21 protein-coding genes are annotated in these 24423 nt (G+C 51.9%); 20 read left to right on the plus strand and 1 reads right to left on the minus strand.

Annotation, left to right across the window (positions count from 1 at the left end):
• Positions 1-66: 66 nt before the first annotated feature.
• Both KJS57_RS17070 and KJS57_RS17075 read left to right on the plus strand, forming a co-directional pair.
• The gene (locus tag KJS57_RS17070; protein WP_213655719.1) at positions 67-510 is read left to right on the plus strand and encodes a phage holin family protein; all 444 of its coding nucleotides are present in this window, start codon (positions 67-69) and stop codon (positions 508-510) included.
• Complete coding sequence (locus KJS57_RS17075) at positions 488-1327, plus strand: glycoside hydrolase family 25 protein (RefSeq protein ID WP_213655720.1); 840 nt, start codon at positions 488-490, stop codon at positions 1325-1327. The genes KJS57_RS17070 and KJS57_RS17075 overlap by 23 nt, the downstream gene beginning before the upstream one ends.
• Positions 1328-1480: 153 nt before the next feature.
• Here the strand turns inward: KJS57_RS17075 and KJS57_RS26625 are convergent, their stop codons facing one another.
• Complete coding sequence (locus tag KJS57_RS26625; RefSeq protein ID WP_280520391.1) at positions 1481-1603, minus strand: hypothetical protein; 123 nt, start codon at positions 1601-1603, stop codon at positions 1481-1483.
• 166 nt (positions 1604-1769) lie between these two features.
• Here KJS57_RS26625 and KJS57_RS17080 point away from each other — a divergent pair, with 166 nt between their 5' ends.
• The 18 genes from KJS57_RS17080 to araA all read left to right on the plus strand — a co-directional run bounded on the left by KJS57_RS17080 (position 1770) and on the right by araA (position 24312).
• Complete coding sequence (locus tag KJS57_RS17080) at positions 1770-2045, plus strand: hypothetical protein (RefSeq protein ID WP_244861602.1); 276 nt, start codon at positions 1770-1772, stop codon at positions 2043-2045.
• Positions 2035-2262: a hypothetical protein gene (locus KJS57_RS17085; RefSeq protein ID WP_213655721.1), complete on the plus strand. Its 228-nt coding sequence runs from the start codon at positions 2035-2037 to the stop codon at positions 2260-2262. Before KJS57_RS17080 ends, KJS57_RS17085 begins: the two co-directional genes overlap by 11 nt.
• A gap of 149 nt (positions 2263-2411) precedes the next feature.
• Complete coding sequence (locus KJS57_RS17090; protein WP_213655722.1) at positions 2412-3992, plus strand: DUF4127 family protein; 1581 nt, start codon at positions 2412-2414, stop codon at positions 3990-3992.
• A gap of 112 nt (positions 3993-4104) precedes the next feature.
• Entirely contained in the window at positions 4105-5217 is a 1113-nt protein-coding gene (locus tag KJS57_RS17095; RefSeq protein WP_213655723.1) for an amidohydrolase/deacetylase family metallohydrolase, read from the plus strand.
• A complete protein-coding gene (locus KJS57_RS17100) occupies positions 5183-6289 on the plus strand; it encodes a DgaE family pyridoxal phosphate-dependent ammonia lyase (protein ID WP_213655724.1) in 1107 nt (368 codons plus the stop codon). Before KJS57_RS17095 ends, KJS57_RS17100 begins: the two co-directional genes overlap by 35 nt.
• Positions 6290-6291: 2 nt before the next feature.
• Positions 6292-7047, plus strand: a complete 756-nt coding sequence (gene dagF / locus KJS57_RS17105) for a 2-dehydro-3-deoxy-phosphogluconate aldolase (RefSeq protein WP_213655725.1) — start codon at positions 6292-6294, stop codon at positions 7045-7047.
• Entirely contained in the window at positions 7040-8056 is a 1017-nt protein-coding gene (locus KJS57_RS17110) for a sugar kinase (RefSeq protein WP_213655726.1), read from the plus strand. Before dagF ends, KJS57_RS17110 begins: the two co-directional genes overlap by 8 nt.
• Positions 8056-8784 carry a GntR family transcriptional regulator gene (locus KJS57_RS17115; RefSeq protein WP_213655727.1) on the plus strand — a complete coding sequence of 243 codons (729 nt, stop codon included), beginning with the start codon at positions 8056-8058 and terminating at the stop codon, positions 8782-8784. Before KJS57_RS17110 ends, KJS57_RS17115 begins: the two co-directional genes overlap by 1 nt.
• Positions 8785-10358: 1574 nt before the next feature.
• Entirely contained in the window at positions 10359-11378 is a 1020-nt protein-coding gene (locus KJS57_RS17120; RefSeq protein WP_211019996.1) for a glycoside hydrolase family 130 protein, read from the plus strand.
• Between the two features lie 317 nt (positions 11379-11695).
• On the plus strand, positions 11696-13003 hold the full coding sequence (locus tag KJS57_RS17125) for an extracellular solute-binding protein (RefSeq protein WP_213655728.1): 1308 nt from the start codon (positions 11696-11698) through the stop codon (positions 13001-13003).
• Positions 13004-13125: 122 nt separating this feature from the next.
• Entirely contained in the window at positions 13126-14001 is an 876-nt protein-coding gene (locus KJS57_RS17130) for a carbohydrate ABC transporter permease (RefSeq protein ID WP_211019994.1), read from the plus strand.
• 18 nt (positions 14002-14019) lie between these two features.
• Positions 14020-14850, plus strand: coding sequence for a carbohydrate ABC transporter permease (locus KJS57_RS17135; RefSeq protein WP_211019993.1), 831 nt, complete (start codon positions 14020-14022; stop codon positions 14848-14850).
• Positions 14851-14881: 31 nt separating this feature from the next.
• Positions 14882-16687 (plus strand): sensor histidine kinase, encoded by a 1806-nt coding sequence (locus tag KJS57_RS17140; protein ID WP_213655729.1) that lies wholly within the window; start codon positions 14882-14884, stop codon positions 16685-16687.
• Positions 16677-18272, plus strand: coding sequence for a response regulator (locus KJS57_RS17145; RefSeq protein WP_213655730.1), 1596 nt, complete (start codon positions 16677-16679; stop codon positions 18270-18272). Before KJS57_RS17140 ends, KJS57_RS17145 begins: the two co-directional genes overlap by 11 nt.
• A 39-nt stretch (positions 18273-18311) precedes the next feature.
• On the plus strand, positions 18312-20636 hold the full coding sequence (locus KJS57_RS17150) for a glycoside hydrolase family 3 N-terminal domain-containing protein (protein ID WP_213655731.1): 2325 nt from the start codon (positions 18312-18314) through the stop codon (positions 20634-20636).
• 210 nt (positions 20637-20846) lie between these two features.
• Positions 20847-21677 carry an SDR family NAD(P)-dependent oxidoreductase gene (locus tag KJS57_RS17155; RefSeq protein WP_213655732.1) on the plus strand — a complete coding sequence of 277 codons (831 nt, stop codon included), beginning with the start codon at positions 20847-20849 and terminating at the stop codon, positions 21675-21677.
• Between the two features lie 32 nt (positions 21678-21709).
• Positions 21710-22366 carry a ThuA domain-containing protein gene (locus KJS57_RS17160; RefSeq protein ID WP_213655733.1) on the plus strand — a complete coding sequence of 219 codons (657 nt, stop codon included), beginning with the start codon at positions 21710-21712 and terminating at the stop codon, positions 22364-22366.
• 458 nt (positions 22367-22824) lie between these two features.
• Positions 22825-24312 (plus strand): L-arabinose isomerase, encoded by a 1488-nt coding sequence (araA, locus tag KJS57_RS17165; RefSeq protein WP_213655734.1) that lies wholly within the window; start codon positions 22825-22827, stop codon positions 24310-24312.
• Positions 24313-24423 lie beyond the last annotated feature (111 nt).

Here is a 24423-nt window from a genome sequence, read left to right on the forward strand (position 1 = left end):
CCGCTTTTTATGCCCCCGACCCCGGGGGCATTTCTATTTCCAATTACCAACAAGGAGGCAACCAACATGAACGACCATATCAATCACATCATCACCAACACGGCCTCTATTTTCGGGGCGGTACTGGGCTACGCCGTAGGTGGTTTTTCTATCCTCCTACAAGTGCTGCTGGTTTTCGTGGCCGCCGACTGGGTTACCGGGTGGGTGGCGGCGTGGATGAACGGCGAGCTGCGCAGCCGGATCGGACACGAAGGAATTATTCGCAAGGTTACGATATTCATACTCGTGTCGATCGCGCATCTGATTGACGGCATTCTGGGGGAAGGGCATTATATCCGGGATGCCGTCATCTTTTTTTATCTGGCGACGGAGCTTCTGTCCATTATTGAAAACGTCGGGCGGATGGGCATACCGATGCCGGGGGTGCTGCGAAACGCGGTGAAGATTTTTCAATCGAAAAGCGGAGATAGCGAGGAGGAAAATAACGATGCAGGCAAGAAACAGCGGTAACGCACGGGGGATTGACGTCTCTCACTGGCAAGGGGGCATCAACTGGCCCAAAGTCAAGGCGGACGGGATATCTTTTGCTTTTGTTAAAGCGACGCAAGGAACAGCTTGGGTGGATCCGCAGTTTAAAACAAACGCCTCCGGCGCCAAAGCCGCCGGCCTGTTAATCGGTCCGTATCACTTCGTGGATGCGACGACGCCGGAAACCGCCATTCAACAAGCGCAGCATTTTGCGAAAACAATCCAGGCATCAGGCATTACCTTCGACCTGCCGCCCGTCATGGACTACGAAAACAACCCGAAGGGGCTTAGCAAAGCCCAGATCAATGCGGTGGCGGTCGCCTTTTTGAAAGAGGTTCAGAAATTGACCGGCATCGTCCCGATCATCTATACGGGAAATGCCTTCGCACAGCAATTTGAGCCTTCACTGGGCCAATATTCTCTTTGGATTGCACGTTACAGTTCCAATGTTCCTTACGACGTTCCAGCTTGGAAGCGATGGGATTTCTGGCAGTACAGCGACAGCGGCAAAGTATCCGGGATCGCCGGAAATGTCGATTTGAACGAATATAGAGGGAGCTTGAGCGATCTGAAAGCAAGCTTTTTCAACTCATCCAATGAACAAGTTAAGGAGGGGAATAGTGTGACGGAACGGGATATTCACCAGGTTAGCGAATGGGCGGCCAAAGATTGGGCAGAGGCTCAAACCAAAGGGTTGTTCGACGGAACGCGTCCAGGTGATCCCTTGACTCGGGAAGAGGCGGCAATTGCCTTGAATCGTCTACAAAAACAATGGTTATCCATGCATCAAAACTCCTGACAACTCCATGATTCGAACCAAGGAGGAACTCTTGATAGAACAGTATATTCGCGTATATTTTCCTCGTTTTATACAGCTTATTAATTGAAAAAGAGGCTAGCGCATTTACAATTGCCGGCCTCTTTTATCCATTTAGCACATTGATTCTCGGACCTATCCCCAATACACCGAAAACAAAGTATATACCACATACCCACAGGCCAGCAGGATAGCGAATGCGCTGATCCAGAGCACGGCTTTTCCCCAACTCCGATAACGTTCTTTTTCTTTCCACATATCGATTCGACCCCTTCCTGTAGAAAATCCGCATATGTATAACTTAAGTTATTATGGCCTCTTTTAAACGACTTCCTGGATAAGGAAAATCGATCCAATTGAGTTCGGACACGCAGCATACGCATTTAAGGTCCAGATTAACTCCGGAAAACAAGGATTTTTTTTCTTGTTGAATAAAGAACGAATGTTCGCATATAATACAAGCAAACGTTCTTATTTGGAGATGGTGCTGGTGGAAAAATACATCGGAAAATTGCTCGAGATTATTTATATTGATCGGGCGGGCAACGTGTCTCAGCGGCGGATTGAAGTTCATGCGGTAAAGGGGGACCTGGTGCGGGCGACCTGTTTAAAGACCGGAGAGCCGAGGGCTTTCCGGAAGTCCAATATTTTGGCTTATGCACCTGTGAAAGTGAAGGGCCGTGACAGCCATGCTTCCTGATTTGGAACGCAAACTGCTGCGTATTTTGTTCAATTTCTCGACGCAGCGGGGGCGAGTGCCGATGATGGGTGAACTGGAACGCATGACCGGTAGAAGAAAAGAGGATATTCTTGATGGGCTGCGAGCGCTGGAGCGTGAGCGATACATTCATTGGCCGGATTCGCCGGCATTGGCAGGCATTCAAGTGCTGGAAGCGTGGGATCGGGGAGCTCGTTAGAGGCCCTGATCTCTTTTTTTTGGATATTATCGTAATTTTATGGGATAGTCCTTTAATTCGGAGAGAGCTAAGATTATATTAAGCATATAAATTCCTGAAAGCGCTTAAATAATAATTTAATTAGTTGAACCGGAGGGGAGAATAATCATATGCCAAAAGTAGTCTACTTGCCGCTCGATGAAAGGCCGTGCAATTACCTGTTTCCGCGGCGGCTTGCCGAAATGACCGATTTGGAACTCGCGGTACCGGACATCCATCTGCTTGGCCGCAAAAAACAACCGGCCGATACGGCGGCGGTTCGGGAATGGCTTTTGCACGAAGCCGAGGGAGCGGACTATTTGCTTGTATCCATTGATTTGCTGATCTATGGCGGAATCGTACCGTCCCGCTTGCATCATTTGACGTTTGAGGAATGCTTGGACCGCTTGTCAGTGCTGACCGAAATCAAGGAGCGCCATCCGGGGATCCGGATTCACGCTTTTAATCTGATTATGCGGGTGCCGAACAACAATAAGGATGAGGAAGAGCCGGATTACTATAAATTTCATGGCGGCCAGATTTTTAAATACAGCTATTTGACCGATAAGGCGGAACGCGACCAACTGAATGATAACGAACGTATGGAGCTTGAACAGTTAAAAACATTGATCCCGGAGCCTTATCTGAATGATTTCGTCGGGCGCCGGGGCGTCAATCAGCAGGTGAATCATTACACGTTGAAGCTGGCGGAGGAAGGGATCATCGATCACCTGATCATTCCGCTCGACGATAATTCGGAGTATGGCTTTTCCCCAAAAGAGCAGCAGATGATGATCTGCCGGGTTGAGGAATTGGGCATCATGGACCGCGTGATGATATATCCCGGTGCCGATGAGATCGGCTGCACGATGTTTGCGCATATTTTTTGCGAATTGAAACAGTACAAGCCGGAGATTTATGTGCGGTATTCCTCGACAAAGGGGCCGTTGATCAAGCCGAAATATGAGGACCGCAGTCTGAACGAGAGTGTGAAATCCCATCTAACCGCTTCCGGGGCCGTGCTGGCGGATCATTCCGGCGATACTCCATTCGTGCTGATTGTCCATTCCCCGGCAGTCGATCAAGCGGGCATGGCGGAGCAGATTCCTTTTAGGGAGCGGCATCGTTCTTATTTTTCCGAAATCCATTATCGGGAGATCGTCGAAAGGATGGAAGCTTACTTGCGAAAGGGCAAGCATGTTGCTCTGGGTGACGTGGCGACGTGCAACGGTGGAGATCCGGTTCTAATAAATTTGCTGAAGAAAAAAGGTTTGCTAGACCAGTTGACCGCCTATGCGGGATGGAACACATCCGGTAATACGCTCGGTACGGTGATCGCCCATTTCGTGATCATTTCGTATTATTTGGAACGCCCGGAATCGGCAGCTTATCCCGAAATCGTTCGAGAGAGCCGGAAATTTTACTATGAGCGCCTGGTTGAGGATTTCATTTATCAGTCTATTGTCCGCCAGGATATGCTGGAACACGATCTGCCCCGGCTGGATGCAAGCTATTATGTGATCGGACATTGTTTGGACGAAGTGCATGGTATTTTGGCCGAAAAAATGAATCGGGCAGCTGAGCAGTACCTCGAGGATATTCCCGAAGGGCGGATCAGGCTCCAACGGCTCCATTTTCCATGGAAGCGTATGTTTGAAATCGGGTTTGAGCTTGACATAGAGACGGAGTCTACTACTATTGCTGCTGAATAGATTCAAAAGAGCAAGTTTAACTAAATCACAAACATTATAACGTTATATTTACTTAAGGTGACGATGGTGTTATTGTAAACATTATAATGTTATATCGAAAAGGGTGGAGATCATGACAGATTCATGGGTCCTGCGCCGCGTCAAACGCGTGAGCGGGGAAGAGATCGATATCGTGATCGAGAACGGGCTGATCGCGGAGATCACCGAGCCTGGAAAAGGCCGAGCAACGCGGGAGTATGACGGCACCGGCACGTATGTATCCAGCGGCTGGATCGATATGCACGTTCATGCGTTTCCCGAGTTTCATCCTTACGGGGACGAGATTGATGAGATCGGCGTCCGGCAGGGCGTCACGACGATCGTCGATGCCGGAAGCTGCGGATCGGATCGGATCGCGGATCTGATTCGGAGCGGGGAACAAGCCAAGACGAACGTACTGGCGTTTCTGAACATTTCCCGCATCGGCCTGCTCCGCATCGACGAATTGTCGCAAATGGCGTGGATCGACCGGGAACGGGCCAAACATGCCATCGCCAAATTCGGCGATTCCATCGTCGGCTTAAAAGCGCGCATCAGCCGGAGTGTGGTCGGTGAGAGTGGAATCGAGCCGCTTCGCGTGGCGAGGGAACTGTCCGAAGAAACGGGGCTTCCCCTCATGGTTCATATCGGATCGGGACCGCCGGACATTCGGGAGGTAATTCCGCTTTTGGCGCGAAAGGATATCATAACTCATTATCTCAACGGAAAAGCGAACAATTTATTTGATGCAGAAGGCCGTCCGCTCCAAGTGCTTACCGATGCGGTGGCGCGGGGGGTTCATTTGGATGTTGGGCATGGTACGGCAAGCTTTTCGTTCCGGGTGGCCGAGGCGGCCAAATGTCACGGGATTGCACCGGATACGATCAGTACCGACATTTACCGCGGCAATCGGTTGAATGGGCCAGTATACAGCATGGACAATGTGCTGTCCAAATTCCTGCTTCTCGGGTATTCCCTCGAAGAAATCATCGGCATGGTAACCGTCAATGCCGCTGCCTGGCTGGGCAAGCCGGAACTGGGGCGCATCCGGGCGGACGACACCGCGAATCTTACGCTGTTCACACTGGCCGACGGTCCGGTCATGTTGACCGATTCGGAAGGAGAACAGAGAACGGCGAATCAAATTATCCAAGCAAAAGGAGTTGTGGCAAATGGGGAATTCATTGAATGCGAAATACGGGCTTAAGCGAGTGATTAATGCCAGCGGGCGCATGAGTATTTTGGGCGTGTCCGCACCGACCGATACGGTAATGGAAGCGATGAGGCAGGGCGGACAGAGCTACGTTGAAATCGCCGATCTGGTCGACAAAGCGGGCGATCATATCGCTGGGGCGCTTGGTTCCGAAGCGGCCGTCATCGTCAACTCCGCTTCCAGCGGGATTGCATTGTCCGTTGCGGCTGTTGTGACACGGGGGAACCGGCGGCTTAGCGAGCGGCTGCATCAAGAAATTATTCCCCGTAATGAGATCATCATTTTGAAAGGCCACAATGTTCAGTACGGCGCTCCGGTGGAGACGATGGTCTATTTGGGCGGCGGGCGGCTGCTGGAAGTCGGCTACGCCAATGAAGGCCGGGCCGAGCATATCGAAGACGCCATCTCGGAGAGAACAGCGGCGATTTTATATGTAAAATCTCATCATGCGGTTCAAAAGAACATGATTTCAGTCGAGGAAGCCTGGGACGTGGCACAAAAGAACGGCGTTCCGCTCATCGTGGACGCGGCGGCCGAAGAGGATCTGCACAAATACGTGACCTGTTCCGATCTTGCGATCTACAGCGGCTCCAAAGCGATTGAAGGACCTACCTCCGGAATCGTAGCGGGGAAACGTACTTATATCGATTGGCTCAAGGTTCAATTGCACGGCATCGGCAGAAGTATGAAGGTAGGCAAAGAAACAAGCTTTGGCCTGCTTCAGGCACTCGACGAGTATCTGGTCAAAGTAGACAAGAGCGAGCAGGAAAAAGCCTCTCTCGAAGCGCTGTCCCCGCTAAACGACATACCCGGCGTGAAGGTGACGATCGTTCAGGATGAAGCGGGCCGCGCGATCTACCGGGGCCGCATTCATATCGATCCGCAGCAGGCGGGAACGACCGCCAAAGAAGTTGCGGCGGGACTCCAAAATGGTGAAATAGCGATTTATACGCGGGACTATGGGGTTCGTCAAGGCTATTTTGACATCGATCCGCGGCCTCTGCTCGGGGACGACATTCAGGTGATCGAGGAACAATTGCGCAAATTATTGACGGGGGGAAAATAAGCATGTCACAGATTGAAAAGCGTTTTTACAAAGGTCGCGTCGCCTTGAACGTGTTGGCGAAGGATATCGCCAATGCCAAGGAAGTTTTTGAAGCGGCGGAGGGGCATGTTCTGGTGGGCGTTCTGTCCAAGGCTTATCCTACGGTAGAGGAAGCCGTGACCGCCATGAAAGCCTATGGCAAGGAAATCGACGAAGCGGTATCGATCGGGCTCGGCGCCGGCGATAATCGTCAGGCTGCGGTTGTGGCCGAGATCGCGAAGCATTATCCGGGCAGCCATATCAACCAGGTGTTTCCGGCCGTAGGAGCGACCCGCGCCAATCTCGGCGACAAGGTCAGCTGGATCAACAGTTTGGTGTCCCCGACGGGACGCGTCGGATATGTGAACATCTCCACAGGGCCGGTCAGCGCGGCGCAAAGCGAGGCTGCGATTGTTCCTGTGGCGTCGGCGATTGCACTGGTGCGCGACATGGGCGGAAACGCGCTGAAGTATTTTCCGATGCAAGGCCTTAGTCGGGAAGATGAGTACCGCACCGTTGCGGCGGCATGCGCCGAAGCTGGCTTCGCGCTGGAGCCGACGGGCGGCATCGACATGGACAATTTCGAGCCGATTTTGCGCATCGCCCTGGAAGCGGGAGTGCAGCAAGTTATCCCTCACGTGTATTCTTCCATCATCGATAAGGAATCTGGAAATACCAATATTCAGGATGTGCGGGACTTGCTCGGCATCATGAAAAAGCTGGCGGAAGAGTATGCCTAAGCGGGTAGCTGCATTTGGCGAGGTAATGATGCGTCTCCAGGTGCCGGGGCATGATATGCTGTCACAGGCCAGCACCTTGAAATATTCGTTCTCCGGTACCGGAGTGAATGTCGCCTCGGCCTTGGCCCGCTTCGGGCATACGGGAATATTGGTAACCCGTTTGCCTTTGGGCCCGCTAGGCGACGCGGCTGCAGCATATTTGCGGAAGCTAGGCATTGAGGCGGAGTTCGTTCTTCGCGGTGGAAACTACTTGGGATTGTATTTTTTGGAGAACGGCTTTGGGGCTCGTCCAAGCCGGGTAACGTATACGAACCGGTTGGAAAGCAGCTTCAATACGTCGCCGGAGGGTACTTACAATTTTGAAGGTATTGCCGAGTCGATTGATGCGGTACATTTCTGCGGTATCACGCTGGCTATGAACGACGGAGTCCGGGGCCACATGATAAACCTGGCCAAAGAAGTCAAGGGTCGGGGAGGCAAAGTTATTTTTGACTGCAATTTCCGTCCTTCCCTTTGGGGAGAAAAAGGCCATAGCGCGGCCAGACCGCATTATGAGGAAATGCTCCGGCTTGCGGACATTGTGTTCATGAACGAAAAGGATGCTATGTTCACGCTGGGAATGGTCAGCACTGCCGAGGGTCGGGAAGAGAGATTAGCCGAGTTGATTCCGGCGGTGGCGAAACAATACGACATCACGGCGATTGCCGGGACGCACCGGGATATCCACGGTGATAACTCTCACTCTTTGCGCGGTTTTTTGTTCAAGGAAGGGCGCTTTACGTTTTCGGAGAGACTGACATTTTCCGTCTATGATAGAATAGGGGCAGGAGATGCCTTTGCCAGCGGCATTATTCATGGCGAACTGGAGCAATTCGAGCCGGAGCGGACCGTGAATTTTGCGGCGGTGGCGGGCATGCTGGCCCATACCGTGGCTGGAGATACGCCGATGGCTTCGGAGGGAGATGTTTTCCGGGCCATGGAGAGTACGATAGGCGATGTGGAAAGGTAGTGGATTTTAAAGTGAGCTTGTCCCGAAAAGACCGGCCGTTATATTTGCAGATCAAACAAATTTTGAAGGACCGGATTTTGCACGGCGTGTATCCTTTGGGAAGCAACATTCCGTCGGAGCCTCTTTTGGAGAGGGAATTCGCGGTCAGCAAAATTACCGTTCGCGGCGCGATTCAGGAGCTCGTCCAGGAAGGCTATCTGGAAAAAGGCAGCGGCAAAGGCACAAAGGTGATCCGGAATAAAGCGGCTTCCAAGCTGTCGAAATGGAAACATTTCACGGAGATTCTGGTCGAGTCCGGCCACCGGATCAAAAAGAAGTGGCTGCGGGCGGAAGGTGTACAGACTGTGCCGGGAACGGAACAGCATCGGCTGTTCGGCGAGACCTGCCTGAAGCTGGAGCGTCTCTATTATCTGGACGATGCCCCATATATTTATTACGAGCATTTCTTGAGCAGCGATCTGGAAGAAGGTCTGACGTTGTCCGACCTGAATGATCAATCGCTCTACGAACTGCTCGAAGAACAAGGATTGTCCCTCGACAACCTCCGGGACGAGTTCGGCGTGGCAGCCGCTAGCCGCGAAATCGCGGAGATCCTGGGCTTGTCCGAAGGGGCGCCGCTGCTCAAGCGCAGCCGTTATTCCCGTGATGAACAAGGCAACATTATCGAATACAGTGTCGGCTACTATAACACCGAGCTGCAGAGCTACATCGTTAATTATGACGCATAGTTTGCGTTGGACTTAGAAGTACCGTTGGACAGTCGGGATGGGATGGCATTTTTGCCTCTCGTTCCGGCTGTTTTGGTTTCTAACGTACATCACCGAGACGGCATATTTTACCACTCCTCTCGGCTGTTTCTTTCCTAACGGACGTGAGAGCCTCTAAACTCCGAAAAATCACCGTTTTAGAAATTTAACGGACACCAGAGCCTTTAAATGGTCGCGATGTCCCTGTTTTCCTACGAAAAAGGGTGTTTAACGTCTTCTGTGTCCGTTAGCCGATCAAACCTCTGTTTTTTAGCCGAATAAGGTCTTCTGTGTCCGTTAGAAAATTCCTGCTGTGGTGGTCTCGTAGCCTAGTATTGCATCGTTATAAAATGACGCGTTTAGGTGCAACCATCTAAAAATATGCCGAGTTACGATATTTTCATCGTCGGAAGCCGAGGTGGAACGCCATTTTGCCACTTATCCCGGCTGTTTCTTTTTCTAACGGACATGAGAGCCGTTAAACTGCGGAAAATCACTGTTTTGGAATTTTAACGGACACCAGAGCCGTTAAATGGCTAGGATGTCCCTGATTTCTTGCGAAAAAGGGTATTTAACGTCTCATGTGTCCGTTAGCCGATCCAACCTCTGTTTTTTAGCCGAATAAGGTCTTCTGTGTCCGTTAGAATCTGCGAGACCCGGCGTGACTGATGTGACTCATGTTACCTAAGTGACCAATGTTGATCAATGTGACTAATCCGTCAAAGTTACCGATGTGACCAATGTGATCAATCTGACTTATGCGACTAATGCGACAATGAGGCCAATGTGACCAATGCGATCAATCTGACTAATGACTAATGCGATCAATGTGACTGACGTGACCGACATGCCTGACGTGACTGCCCCGACTACCCAAACTATCCCAACTCCTACAACTGCCCCAAACGTGTGATTCATCGTATTCTAGTTGATTTTGGTTAAAGTGAGCGGAAGATTACTGAAACAGGTTGGATGTCATTAGATCAGTCGTGCCAAGTATTTTCGGCATTTGGGCTAGTGACAGAGGCGCTTAAGGTTACTCATGATTAATAAGGTAATTTTGAATTTAGAAGGTTAGTTTTAAAGGCGGAGTTACTTTTATTCATCGGAAGTTGGTTTGTTTGTAATAAGGGTTACTACCTCGGATTATCTCGAAACCACTGACGTGCCTGCCACGCCAAGTAAATTAATAGCCCCGTGTCAATCACCATCATGTCATCGTTTGTACGAAACGTTCGGTCTGACTCATACACCGCTTTGCCTCCCCAGCCTGCAACGTCTCGAATTAAGCCTGCATCGGGCTCCATCTGCCAAAGTTATCCTCGATCCCCTTACTTTTTGTGGCTCTTCTATCACCGGTTCGGAGCGCCCGAAAACCAGCCCTATTATTCAGATGTTTTCTAAAGTTCACAGGATATTTTGCAATAAGAAAGCGTTCTATAATAACCCTATAAGACATTGCCAAGCTCACGCGGTGCCGATAATCGACCTTTTCGGCGGGTGCTGCAGCGGTTTGGCTCATAGAACTTTTATGGTTTACATGAGGAGGCATACAGATGAAGATTGAGAGACATCCGGACAATCCGATTGTGGTACCGGGGGGTTACGAATGGAGAATGGTAACCGTTTTCAACCCTGCGGTCATTATTGATAACGGAAAGTTCTACATGATCGAGCGGACGGCCGGGTCGTTGACCCCGTGCAAAAACTTTCTCGGCTTGCTGGAAAGCGAAGACGGCGTGCATTTCACGCATGTGAAGGACGAGCCGATCGTTACGCCGGACATGCTCGGATTCCCCTACGGCAGCGTCCAGGATCCGCGCATCGTCAAGATCGATGATACGTTTTATTTGAACTACGCGCTGCGTCCTTGCGCCATGAGTTACTATCCGACTGGCAGAGGCGTGCCCGAACGTTCGATTCCGGAATATCCGGACGGTTGGGGCGAGCAGGAAGGCCATTGGCTGACCCGTTCCTCGATCCTCACCTCCAAAAATCTGGTGGACTGGGAGTTCCTGACGGATACGACACCGCTTGATATTAACGACCGGGACAATATTTTGTTCCCTGAAAAGATAAACGGCAAATATGTGCTTCTGCGTCGGCCGGAGGAATATGTAGGCGAAGCATACGGTACGGAAAAAGCGGGCATGTGGATTACCTATTCCGACGACCTCATTCATTGGGAAGAGCCGAAGCTGCTCGCCAAAGGCGAAAACCCGGCTTGGGAATGTCGCAAAATCGGCGGATCGACGCCGCCGGTGAAGACGGACCGCGGATGGCTGGTGCTGTATCACGGCGTGGACGACGAAATCGTATACCGCGTGGGAGCGATGCTGCTCGATCTGGACAATCCGGAAAAAATCATTGCGCGGACGAAGAATTTCATCATGGAGCCGGAGACGTACTACGAAAAGTTCGGGTTCCAGATTCCTAACGTAATTTTCCCGACGGGGAACGTGGTAAAAGACGGCTTGCTGTATATCTACTATGGAGTTACCGATACGGCGATCGCCTTGGCGACGGTGCCGCTAGAGGAACTTGTGGATTATATTCTCAACGAGCCGGAAAACTAAGAGAAACGGAAGCAGGGAAAGACCGCGGCAAGCGGTTCTTCCTGAAAGTAACTTGAAAACGCTTACTATATTACATCTGTTTTCATGATTATTACACAATGTGTTACATTATATAACGTAGAACCACGAAACGGCCATTCTAAAGTCGCCGAAACTTCCACATTCATCTTGATTTTTCGGATATAATCAAAGATTCATGGGATATAGAGCGAATAACAGACCATTTATAATAGAAACATAACGAGTCAAGACAATAAATAGATCATGGCTTGTTAGGTTCTAAACCGAATTTCATTATTAAGAAAAGAGGGTTGGTTATGAACAAAACAAACAAAGGCAAAAAGGCGGTAATTTTGGGACTGGTCGCGTTGCTGGCGATTTTTACGGCAGCTTGCGGAAAAGGAGACAATGCTTCCTCTAAAGGCGGCTCGGAAACGGAAACCATCACATTGAACATGATGCATCCGTGGACATCCCCGAACGTCGATAACGAAGTGTATAAGGCGCGGATCGCTGAATTCGAGAAACAGCATCCGAACATTGTTATCAAACAGGACGGCGTACCTTCCGCTCAGTACAAAACGAAGCTCCGCACGCTCGCCGCGGGCAATAACCTGCCGGACATCAACGTAGTATGGCCAGGCGCGGACCTGGATCCGCTAGTTGATGGTAACTTGCTTGAGCCGATTAACGACCTGATGGAAAGTTGGACTTCCATTTTGCCGGAGAGCGCGTTGGCCGGATTTAATGTTGACGGCAAACAATATGCGGTGCCGACCAAGCAAACCTTTGTCGATATTATTTACTACAACAAAGAAATGTTTGCGCAAATTGGATACGATACCTTCCCTGACACCTATGACAAATTCATCGACGCGGTCAAAAAGCTGAAAGAAGCAGGCATTACGCCGATTTCCCTCGGCAACAAGGAGCAATGGCCGCTGCAATCTTCCTATATTTCGATCATCGGAGACCGGTTTACTGGCAGCGATTTCTTGCCGGCTGTTCTGGAGAAGAAAGCAAAATTCACCGATCCGGAATTCGTCAAGGCGCTCTCGGTCATCGACGAACTGACCAAACTGGGTGCGTTCAATACCGATGCCAATAACATGGACTCCGTACAAGGGCAGGATTATTTTATCCAGGGTAAAGCGGCCATGCATATTTCTTCCTCCACTGTTGATGCCCGGGTGCGGATCAACAACGATGAAGGGGACAAGTTCGGTATTGCGCTGTTCCCGAGCGTAGAGGGCGGAAAAGGCGAACCGGCCAAGAGTGCGGGCGTCGTTCAATACGGCATTGCCATCAAGAGCGGGCTTAACGAGAAAAAACGGGCTGCTGCCGAAGAATTCTTGAAATTTTTCGTGAGCGAGGACTTGTATAAAGAACTGATCCGTAACGGCGTTGTCGTGCCGGCAAAGGTTGATGTGCCGGAAGATGCGAGCAAGTACCTGAAAGAGATGCTGGAATTGACGGGTAACGGTACGGCGCCGGTATTCGACAGCGTGATTCCGACTCAGGTCGTCGATGTGCTGCAAAACGGGCTTCAGGCTTTGACCGTAAAACACGGTACGCCTGAAGAACTGGCCAAGGAAGTCCAGGAAGCTTTTGACAACATGAACTAAACAACGGACATATCCATCACCCTGACGTTTGAATCCGAGGGGCAAGAAAACCCGAACATTCCGGGTTTTCTTGTTTCATCGGGCTTGGAGGCCAAGGGTGCGAAGAAAAGGAGGAATCCCCGATGCAAACGCTAAGAGGGACCAAATTTGCCATTTTCCTCGGTTTGTTTCCGGCGCTGATCATCTATCTGGGTATTGCCATCGTTCCGATCGGGTTGTCCTTGTACTACTCTCTGATGAATTGGAACGGAATCGGCTCCATGTCTTTTGCCGGACTTGATAACTATGTGAAAATTTTGAGCGACGACACCTTCTGGCTGTCGGTAAAAAATAATGTCATCATCATGGTGACCGGCCTGGTCGGTCAAATTCCGCTGGGCCTGCTGCTGGCTCTGCTGCTCAACCGCGGGTTGAAGGGCTCGGGAATTTTCCGGACCATCGGATTTATGCCGGTCGTTATTTCTTCGGTCATGGTCTCCCTGATCTGGGGGATGGTGTACAATACGGAATACGGCTTTCTGAATAGCCTGCTGGGGATGATCGGGCTGGACGGCTGGCAGCAGAACTGGCTCGGTGATTCGAAATGGTCGATGCTGTCGATCAGTATTGCGTATATTTGGCAAAATTGCGGCTTGTACATGGTTATTTTCCTGGCCGCGCTGCAAAATATTCCGGAAGAAGTCAACGAGGCCGCCGAATTGGACGGGGCCACCGGATTGAAACGGACCCTGCGGATTACGATCCCTATGGTCCGGGGAACGATTATGGTAGGCGTAGTTTACAGTATAAGCAACTCCTTCCGCGTCTTTGACCTGATTCAGATTTTGACGGGCGGCGGACCTGCGCATCAGACGGAAGTCATGACGATCTATATGTACAATAGCGCCTTTATCAACATGCGCTACGGCTACGGCAGTGCGGTGTCCATTCTGGTATTGCTGTTCAGTCTGATCGTCATTTCACTCATCAACCGGCTTGGCCGGGAGAAAGATGCATAAGGAAGGGAGGATTGCGCCATGAGGAGAAAATCCGGGCTGTTTCAGTTTTTCGCATACACTTTTTTAAGCCTGTTCGCTATTATTAATATAGTTCCTCTCTTTTGGATGGTAGTCAACTCCTTCAAGAAGGAACAGGAATATGCGGCAGATCCGTTTTCGTTCCCGAAAGTTTTGCAGTTTTCGAACTATGCAAAGGCTTGGGAAGTCGCTAATATGAACGTGTACTTTTTAAACAGTTTGATCGTTACGTTTGTCTCCTTGCTTGTTACCGTGCTGCTGGGGGCGCTTGCCGCCTATTTCCTGTCGCGGTTCAAATTCAAGCTTCAGGGAATGACCTACGGACTATTCTTGTTGGGGATGCTGGTTCCGATCCATGCTACCCTGATTCCAATATTTTTGATCATGCAAAAACTGCATTTGCTGGATACGTACTGGTCGCTGATTTTGCCTTACACGGCATTTCACTTATCGTTGACCGTATTTATCCTGGAAGGATTCATGCGGGGGTTCCCCAAAGATTTGGAGGAATCCGGCGTCATGGACGGCGCGGGGGTATACCGCATCTTTTGGTCGATTATTTTGCCGATTACTAGGCCGGCCTTGGCCACGGTTATTATATTGAACTTTATCTATAACTGGAACGAGTACTTATTTGCATTAGTGCTGATCACCTCGACGGAACTCAAAACGCTGCCGCTTGGCCTGGCGAATTTCGTCGGTATTGAAACGGCCAGCCTCACCTTGCAGATGGCCGCGCTGACGATTGCGCTGATCCCGATCCTGATATTCTACCTGCTGCTGCAGAAACAACTCGTTAATGGTATGACGGCGGGAGCGGTTAAGGGCTAGACCGGGCGAAAGTGAGAGGGGAAGATACGACATGAAGATACGCTACAGAAAATACCTCGGAAACTTCGGACTGAAGCGTAAAGCGCTCGTCATCTTCCTGCTCTTTGTCATTTTGCCGACCTTTGGTGTCGGTGTCGTCGTTCAATACAAATTCAATCAGGTGTTAAGAGATCAATTTATTAATTCTACCAAGCGCAATCTGGATAACGTGACCAGTCAGCTCGGAGAACAGACGAAGATGGTGGAGGATATCGCCAACTATCTGATTCTAAGTCCGGATATGAGGAATTTCCTTAGAACGTCTCCGCCCTTGAACACCGACCAGAGAGCCAACCTTCAAAAAAATATCGAGGAGTTTCTCACCTTCCAACTGATGTCGCGCAGCTATATCCGATCCATCGAAATATCCGGTTATAACGGCAGTTCCATCGAGATGGGTGAACCGTTCAGCGGGGACGAATCCAAATGGGAGCGGCAGGCTGAAGCCGGTAAAGGCTCGATTATTTGGACGGAGGGCTACAACTTGAATAGCGATTGGTACGGCGAAGTGCAGCTGATTTCGATGTTCCGGATTCTGAATTCGTACAACGAAATTACCAGACCGCTAGGAAGGTTGACGATCAGGATGGATGAAGCCAGCATCCTCCACCTGCTGGAAAAAGGCATATTTGAGGACGGAGCGGGCAGCGTATTTATCATCGGAACGCAAGGGCAGATCGTATTGGGCTCCAAAGACAAGCTGAGCGAGAATTTCAAACCGGACGAAATGCTGCTCGGCAAGCTGGCAACCGGAAGAGAAGGTTTTTTTAATTATTCGGTAAAAGATAGCCGGTACTTGACGCTGTACAAGCCGATCAATAATACAGGCTGGAATGTTGTAGCCATGATTCCCGAGGCGACGGTCGCCGATGAGTTTCGGGGTATCAAATGGTTGATGCTGTTTATTCTGACCGCAATATTGCTGCTCGGCCTGACGGCGCTGATCGGGTTTCATTATACGATCATTACTCCGATTTTACGGCTGAAAAAAGAGGCGCACCGCGTTACCCACGGAGACTTTAGCGCACGCGTACCTATCGAATCCAGGGATGAGATCGCGGAGCTGAACCATAAGTTCAATGAAATGGTCGCTACGATTGAGCAGCTTATCGAACACAAATACAAATTAGAGCTAAGGGAACGCGAATCCGAGTTGAAGCTGATGCAGAACCAGATGGATCCGCATTTTCTCTATAATACGCTGGACATGATCCGCTGGACGGCCCGTTTGGAAAAGGCGGACAAATCGAGTCAGCTGATCGAGATGCTTTCGAAATTTTTCCGTTCCAGTGTGAATAACGGCAGTTACGAGACGACGCTGCGCCGGGAAATGGATTTTGTGCAATCCTATTTGTATCTGCAACAGCGCCGATTAGGGGACAAGCTTAGCTATAGGTTGAATATGGAATCCGGTCTGGAAAATACATTGATCCTCAAAGCTACGATTCAGCCGTTGGTGGAGAATTTTATCAAGCACGGGTTTGACCGTTCGAAACCGGTCAATGAAATTTTAGTCAACGCTTATGCCGCCTTCGATGAAATTTGGATCGATGTGATCGACAACGGGAAAGGGATGTCTCCGCTCCGGAAAAAGGAAATTCAAGCCTTGCTTCAAGGCCGGAATAAGGACGACAACGTGGGTGGAGCCATGTCCAACATCCATGAGCGGCTCTCGATCTTTTTCGGACAGGGCTATGGCCTTGAAATCGTAAGTACCTCTCCGCAAGGAACCTGGATACGTCTGAGAATTCCTTTGGGAGAAAGTCAGGATCATGGTGGTGAACAGCATGAACAGTAAATTGGAGCGTAAACATAATTGGATCAAGATGCTGATCGTGGATGACGAGCCCATCATCTGTGCAGGGCTTCGGCATACGATTGATTGGGATGAACTCGGCATTCAAGTCGTTGGCGAAGCTTATGACGGCGCGGAAGCCCTGCGATTGGTCGAAGAACATGAGGTTGACGTGGTGCTTTCCGATATCCGGATGGAAGGCATGGACGGGTTAAAGTTGGCGGAGCGTCTGAAGGAACAATTTCCTGAAGTTCGCGTCGTCATGATCAGCGGTTATGAAGATTTCGAATATGCGCGTCAAGCCATCCGTTTGGGAGTTAGCGATTATTTACTCAAGCCGGTCGAAATCGAGGAATTGACCCGGGTTGTAGAAAAGATCGTCAAAGACCTCCAAGCCGAAACGAAGGACGGGGGCGTTCAGGAAGCGAAGCTGTGGTTGTCGAATATGGCCCGTCATGGCATTGCTTATGGCAAAGAAGCTCCTCCATCCCTGCGTGGTGTTCAATTTCGCGTGCTGATTACCCAGTTGGATCGTTTTGTCGAGCGGTTTGGAGAGCGGCCGCCGGAGCGCTACCGGGAAATCCAGGATAAGTGGATTCAAACGCTGCATACGGAACTCAGTCACCCGTTCCTGCGCGCGGTTTCTGTGTTTGATCATGAAAACCTCCTCGTCACCCTAATCATGTCCGACACCCGGTTGGATCGAACAACATGGGACGGGCTGCTGGAACAAGCGCTGCCTGAACTTGGGGAGGGCGGTCTGTATTGCGCGGCTTCCGAGCCTTATGACGATCTCGAAGAGACGGCAAAACACTGCGCCGAGGCAAACGGGCTGCTTCCATATCATGTAGTGGAGGACAAGGTCCTGCTGTTGCCGGAATACCGGGAGTCTGTCGAGCAGGGGCGGAATCTGCCGGCCTTCGATGCTGCCGAAATGGCGAAGAGCTTGCTGGCGGCCATGTTCAAGCAAGATCATGAAGAAGTTACCTCCCGGGTGGAGAGAATGTTCGGTTTTTTCCGGAAAGAAGTCTTTTTGCCGGGGGATATTTTGCTTGCGGTTGAGGAATTGTCGGCCCTGCTCCGGCAGCGACTGCGAAAAAGCGGCATGACCGAGCTGGACTACGGTCACAAAGCCAACCCGGATTTGAACCTTTACAATTCGTATGCTTCGCTGGAGGCATTGGTCAGGGAAGAGATGCAGGAGTTGCTGCGGCAAATTGACCGCCATGGTATCGATAAATCGTACTGGATCATTGAGAAGGCCAAAAAATATATGGACGAGCATTACCGTACGGATCTGAAAGCTTCTGAGGTGGCAGGTTGGCTGAAAATCACGCCGAGTTATTTCAGTTATATTTTCAAGCAGAGCACGGGCAAAGGTTTTACGGAATATATGAACGAAATGCGGATGGAGCAGGCGAAAGCCCTGCTGGCCACCACGCATGACAAAGTTTTTGAAGTAGCGGATAAAGTGGGGTACAAGGAGTACAAGTATTTCGTTTCCGTGTTCAAATCGTATACCGGAATGACGCCAAAGGAATACCGCGGGCTAAGCGCAACGAGGGACACGGGCAGCCAGAGAAATTAATAAGCCCGTATCATTAGTATGAAGCGGGGGAAATGCGGGATGGAAAAATATAAAAAGGCACATGTGCCCATGGAAGAGCGAATCAGCGACCTGTTGGAAAGAATGACGCTTGCGGAAAAAGTAGGACAGCTTAATCAGCGAATGTATGGATGGAACGCTTATGTCAAACGGGAGGACGGTTTTGTCCTGACCGATGAATTCAAAGAGGAAGTCGCCCGGGGAGGCGGAATGGGTGCACTCTATGGCTTGTTCCGCAGCGACCCCTGGTCCGGCGTTAATTATAGCAACGGGATTACGGCCGCTGATAGTGCAAAGGCGGCCAATATGGTGCAAAAGTATATCATCGAGCATACCCGGCTCGGAATCCCCGTCTTGTTATCGGAGGAATGTCCCCATGGACATCAGGCGCTGGATGGCACGATGCTTCCGGTGAATCTGGGCGCCGGGGCAACCTGGAATCCGGCGTTGATGGAAGAGGCTTATGGCTATGTGGCTTCCGAGATCCGCAGCCGCGGAGCGCATGTGGGACTGGTGTCCGCGCTGGACATTCTCCACGATCCGCGCTGGGGCCGGTCCGAGGAATGCTTCAGCGAGGATCCGTATCTGGCGGCGCGTTTTACGGAAGCCGCCGTGCGGGGGATGCAGGGCGACAACCCCCAGGACCTCTCGGGCATGGGGAAAGTCGCGGTGGTTCTTAAGCATCTTTGCGCCCAGGGCACCGCTCAGGGCGGGCGTAATGCCGGTCCCGCACCAATCGGCGAGCGGGAGCTGCGCGAGATCCACCTTCCCGCGGCCAAGGCCGGGAAGGAGGCTGGGGCCGCCGGATTCATGGCGGCGTATAACGAGATCGACGGTGTGCCATGCCATGCGAACAAGCCGCTGCTTACGGGCATATTGCGCGACGAATGGGGCTTTGACGGCATCGTCATGGCCGACGGCTGCGCGATAGACCGGCTGCTGGCACTGACGGGCAGCCATGAATCCGCGGCGGCCCTCGCACTGGAATCGGGCGTCGATCTGAGCCTGTGGGACACGGCATTTACGACGCTGGAAGCAGCGGTCCAGCAAGGGCTCGTGCCCGAAGAGGAAGTCGACCGGGCGGTGCGGCGGATACTGCGCCTGAAATTCAGGCTTGGGCTGTTCGACCGCCCGTATGTCAATGAAATGACTCCGATCGCTATGGTCGGCAGACCGGAGTTCCGTGAAGTGAATCTGCAGTTGGCCCGCGAATCGGTCGTGCTGCTCAAGAATGAGGGCGGCTTGCTGCCGCTGGGGGGAGACCGGAAGCGCATCGCAGTGATCGGTCCCAATGCCGACCGGCTGTATAATCAACTCGGCGATTATACGAGCGTCCAGCGCGAGGGCAGCGGGACTACGGTGCTGCAGGGCATCCGGTCGACAGCGCCTGCGGGCGCAGAGATCGTGTACGCACGCGGATGCGGCGTTCGCGACCTGTCGGCGGACGGCCTGGCGGAAGCGGTGGAGGCCGCGAAGAACGCGGACGTGTGCGTGCTGGTGCTGGGCGGCAGCAGCGCCCGCCGGTTCGACGGGGAGTTTGACAGCAATGGCGAAGCCATCGTGTCGAACGGCAACCCGTCGGAAATGGATTGCGGCGAGGGAGTGGACCTCGCGGACCTTTCGCTCGGCGGCCTGCAGCGGCGGCTGGTCGAGGAAGTGGCGGCCACCGGGACGCCGGTGGTGGCGGTTATCATACAGGGCCGGCCGCATGCCCTGACCGGTGTCGACGAGCATTGCGGCGCGGTGCTGTGCGCCTGGTATCCGGGACCGGAAGGCGGCCGTGCGATCGGCGAGCTGTTGATCGGCAAGGCAAATCCGAGCGGCAAGCTGCCGGTATCGCTCCCCAGGTCTTCGGGACAGCTTCCCGTTTACTACAATCAAAAAGATCCCGGACGCCCGCGGGTTTATGTCGACATGCCTTCCGCGGCGCTCTATCCTTTCGGTTACGGGCTGAGCTACACGCAGTTCGAATACATGGAGGTTGGCTTGTCCCGGCATGAAATTACCGCAGCCGAGCTGGAAGCGGGCCGCAAAATAACGGTAACGGTGCGGCTCAAGAACACCGGGAGCCGCGCCGGAGCCGAAACCGTTCAATTGTATCTCCGTGCGAGCGAATCGGGGATCACCCGGCGTTTGGCGGAGCTGAAAGCTTTTCAAAAGCTGGAACTGTTCCCCGGCGAAGAGCGGGTCGTCAGTTTTACCTTGGGCCGGGAGGAACTTGCCATATGGAATCGGGAGATGAGATTTGCGGTGGAACCGTGCCGTGTCTCCGTGCTGGTCGGAGGCAACTCCAGAGATACCATCGGTAAGGAGTTGACGATTACGGCTGTCCGATCGGAAGTGTAGTCTCATCTTTGCTTCATTTTGTTCATTCCTGCCTGTTGATACCTGTTCAAGCCTGTTGCCTCACCCTTCGGGGTGGGGTTTTTCTATAGCTGTGTTTAATTTAAATCTTTAAAAATAAAGCGGTTGCATAAAGTCTCGGGAACAGGGACAATGGGAGTTGTATGAAACTTGGTCCTCGTTGGAGTGGATGAGCAAAGGAGTGTGAGCAGCATGGGATTGACGGCTCTGGTTACGGGAGCGGATCACGGTGTCGGGCTGGCGTTGGTCGAGACGCTGCTGAAACAAGGCAGCCGGGTATTTGCCGGCAGATATCAAACGGAGGAAACTGCGTTGGAAGAGCTGCAGCTTCGTTATCAAGGCAGCTTGACTCTGATTCCGCTCGATATCGGCAGCGATGAAAGCGTGCATGAAGCGGCGAAGACCGTCCTTGCGCATACTGACCGCCTTGATATCCTGATTAACAATGCGGGGATATTGGGTGATATCGAAGCAACGGTTATGGACGAGTTGAATTACGACGAGATGCTGAAAGTATTCAATGTGAATGCGCTTGGCGCATTGCGGATGACGCAGGCTTTTGTGCCGCTGGTGTTGAACAGCGCCTCGAAAATGATCGCCAATATTTCTTCGGAGGCAGGCAGCATCGGACAGAATGAACGCAGCAGCTGGTTCGGCTATTGCATGTCGAAGGCCGCGCTTAATATGGGCTCCAGCCTGGTATACAACGGATTGAAGGAAGCGGGCGGCCGCGTACTGCTCATTCATCCCGGCTGGGTTCAGACCTTCATGCGCGGTGAAGTGGATGCGTCCGCAGACTTGACCCCGGCGGAGTCGGCCGGCAAAATTATCAGCTTGATAATGGACCGGATCGGACAAAGCAACGGAAGAGGGTTGGGATCGAGCGTGGACAACGCACTTGATGGTGCATCCGGTAAAGCTTTTAGCAACGCACATGATAGCGCTAACAGCAGCACATTCGGCAACGTCTCTGGCAACGGTCCGGAATATATAGATGTTTACGGCAATCCATTGCCTTGGTAAGTTACTATTCCGCTGAAGGAGGACAATGAAATATGCATACAATTCTAAAACCAAAAGCATTGCTGATCGGTGATTACATCGAGGCGCCATACCATCCTCTGGGGGCAGTGGAGGAGCGGCTGCGCGAAATTTTGGAGGCGGAGTGGCAGGTGACGGCTACGGATGATTACGATTCTCTTCAATACGAAAACATTTCTGCCTATCAGCTCTGCATTTCCTATGCGGATCGTTGGGATCATCCCATAACCTCCAGTCAAACGGCGGGATTGATTTCGTACGTCGCCGGAGGAGGCGGGCTGTTGGCATTGCATAACGGCATATCTCTTCAAGCCCGGCCTGAAGCCGCACAGCTCCTCGGAGCCCGGTTTACCGGACACCCCGCTTATCAGGAGCTGGATTTTCGCGTCGAAAATACCACCCATGCGATGATGAGGGACGTTTCGCCGTTTACCCTGGAAGAGGAGCCTTACCGCTTCGACATCGACGACTTTAGCGACCATGAAGTGCTGCTGACCTACCGGCACGAAGACCGGGATTGGCCTGCGGCTTGGGTTCGCCATTTTGGTCTGGGCCGGATCGCCTACTTGATGCCGGGGCATCATCTGGACTCCTTCATGCATTCCGGGTACGCCGACCTTGTACGGAACGGGGCGCGATGGGCGGGACAGTCCCGCAATAGATCGGTTTAGTTGCGCGCTCTCACTTCGACTGAATATAGAAATAAGGGTCTTTTAGGGCGCTATTTGCGTGATTTTCAACCGCTAACTGGAAATAAAGGACTTTTAGGACCCTATTTCCGCGCTGGGGGTACTAGAATGCCCATTTTACGCAGGTTTGAGATAAATAAGGCCCAAAAGGCCCTTATTAACGGGAAAAAGCGCAGATTTGCGAGGATAAGGCCCAAACGGACCTTATTACTGCGCACAATCCCAAATTTGTCGGAACAAGTCCAAATAAACAAGACCGAATTCCCCGACCTAAGGGAGTTCGGTCTTTTGCCTTTATTTTTACGCTTGATATTTGGCCGGAACCGGAATAGAATGAATCTAGAATCACTTGTACGTACGAGAATAAGGAATGTCGATTTATATAAGTGTTGTATGTACAAGTTACTTGGCAACTTAAACTTTTGGGAGGCGTTAGAATCATGAACTTGAAACCGCATTCATTTTGGTTTGTAACCGGAAGCCAGCACTTGTACGGACCTGAAACTTTGGAGCAGGTGGCTGAGCATTCCCGCATTATCGCGGAGCAATTTGATAAAGACCCGGTGTTCTCCTATCCGGTCGTATTTAAGCCGATCGTAACGACGCCGGACGAAATATACAACCTGTTGCTGCAAGCGAACGGCGACGCATCTTGCGCGGGTGTGATTACGTGGATGCACACCTTTTCTCCGGCAAAAATGTGGATCGCGGGCCTGTCCCAGCTGCAAAAGCCGCTTTTGCATCTACACACGCAATTTAACCGGGACATTCCATGGGAATCGATCGACATGGACTTCATGAACTTGAACCAGTCCGCCCACGGAGATCGGGAGTATGGACATATCGGCGCGCGTCTTGGGATCGCCCGTAAAGTTGTTGTCGGCCATTGGGAAGACGGCGAAGTGCGCAGCGACATTGCCGGCTGGATGCGTACGGCGGCATCTTATGCCGAAAGCCGCAGCCTGAAGGTAGCGCGCTTCGGCGACAATATGCGCGAAGTGGCTGTTACCGACGGTGACAAGGTATCCGCGCAAATTCAATTCGGCTGGTCCGTCAACGGTTACGGGATCGGCGACCTGGTTCAAATCATGAATGAAGTAAGCGACGCCGAGGTGAAGGCGCTGCTGAACGAATATGCGGAGCAATACACAATTACTAAAGAAGGTCTCAGCGAAGGAGCCGTTCGCGATTCGATCGCCTATCAGGCACGGACGGAAATCGCCTTGAAGCGTTTCCTTGAGGCGGGCAACTTCGGTGCTTTTACGACGACTTTTGAAGACCTGCACGGAATGAAGCAGCTACCGGGACTTGCGGTACAGCGTCTGATGGAAGCCGGGTACGGCTTCGGCGGCGAAGGAGACTGGAAAACGGCCGCTTTGACCCGTGTGCTGAAAGTGCTCGCCGACAACAAGAGCACCTCGTTCATGGAAGATTACACATACCATTTCGAACCGGGCAACCATATGATCCTCGGCGCGCACATGCTGGAGGTATGTCCGACGATCGCGGCTACGAAGCCTTCGATCGAAGTGCATCCGCTCGGTATCGGCGGCAAAGAGGACCCAGCCCGCATCGTATTCGACGGACAAGACGGCCCGGCGGTCAACGCTTCGCTGGTCGATCTTGGCCATCGTTTCCGCCTGCTTGTCAATGCGGTTGACGGCGTCAAAGTCGAGAAGCCGATGCCTAAACTTCCGGTAGCCCGCGTTCTATGGAAGCCGCAGCCTTCCCTGCGCGAATCCGCGGAAGCCTGGATTTTGGCCGGCGGTGCGCACCATACGGTCCTGTCTTACACCATTACATCGGAGCAACTGACCGACTGGGCTGAAATGGCGGGAATCGAGGCTGTGATCATCGATAAGGACACTTCGGTGCGCCAGTTCAAGAACGAGCTCCGCTGGAGCGACGCGGCTTATCGTTTGCGGTAGCATTCACTCCCTCCGGATTTGCCCGGCCTGTGATACAATAGCGGTTAGAGTGCAAGGTGCGCCTTAACACATAATAAAGGTAGTTCAAAAAGTCATCTTTTGATCACGAAG

It is taken from the genome of Paenibacillus vini (assembly GCF_018403325.1).
Lineage (GTDB): Bacteria > Bacillota > Bacilli > Paenibacillales > Paenibacillaceae > Fontibacillus > Fontibacillus vini.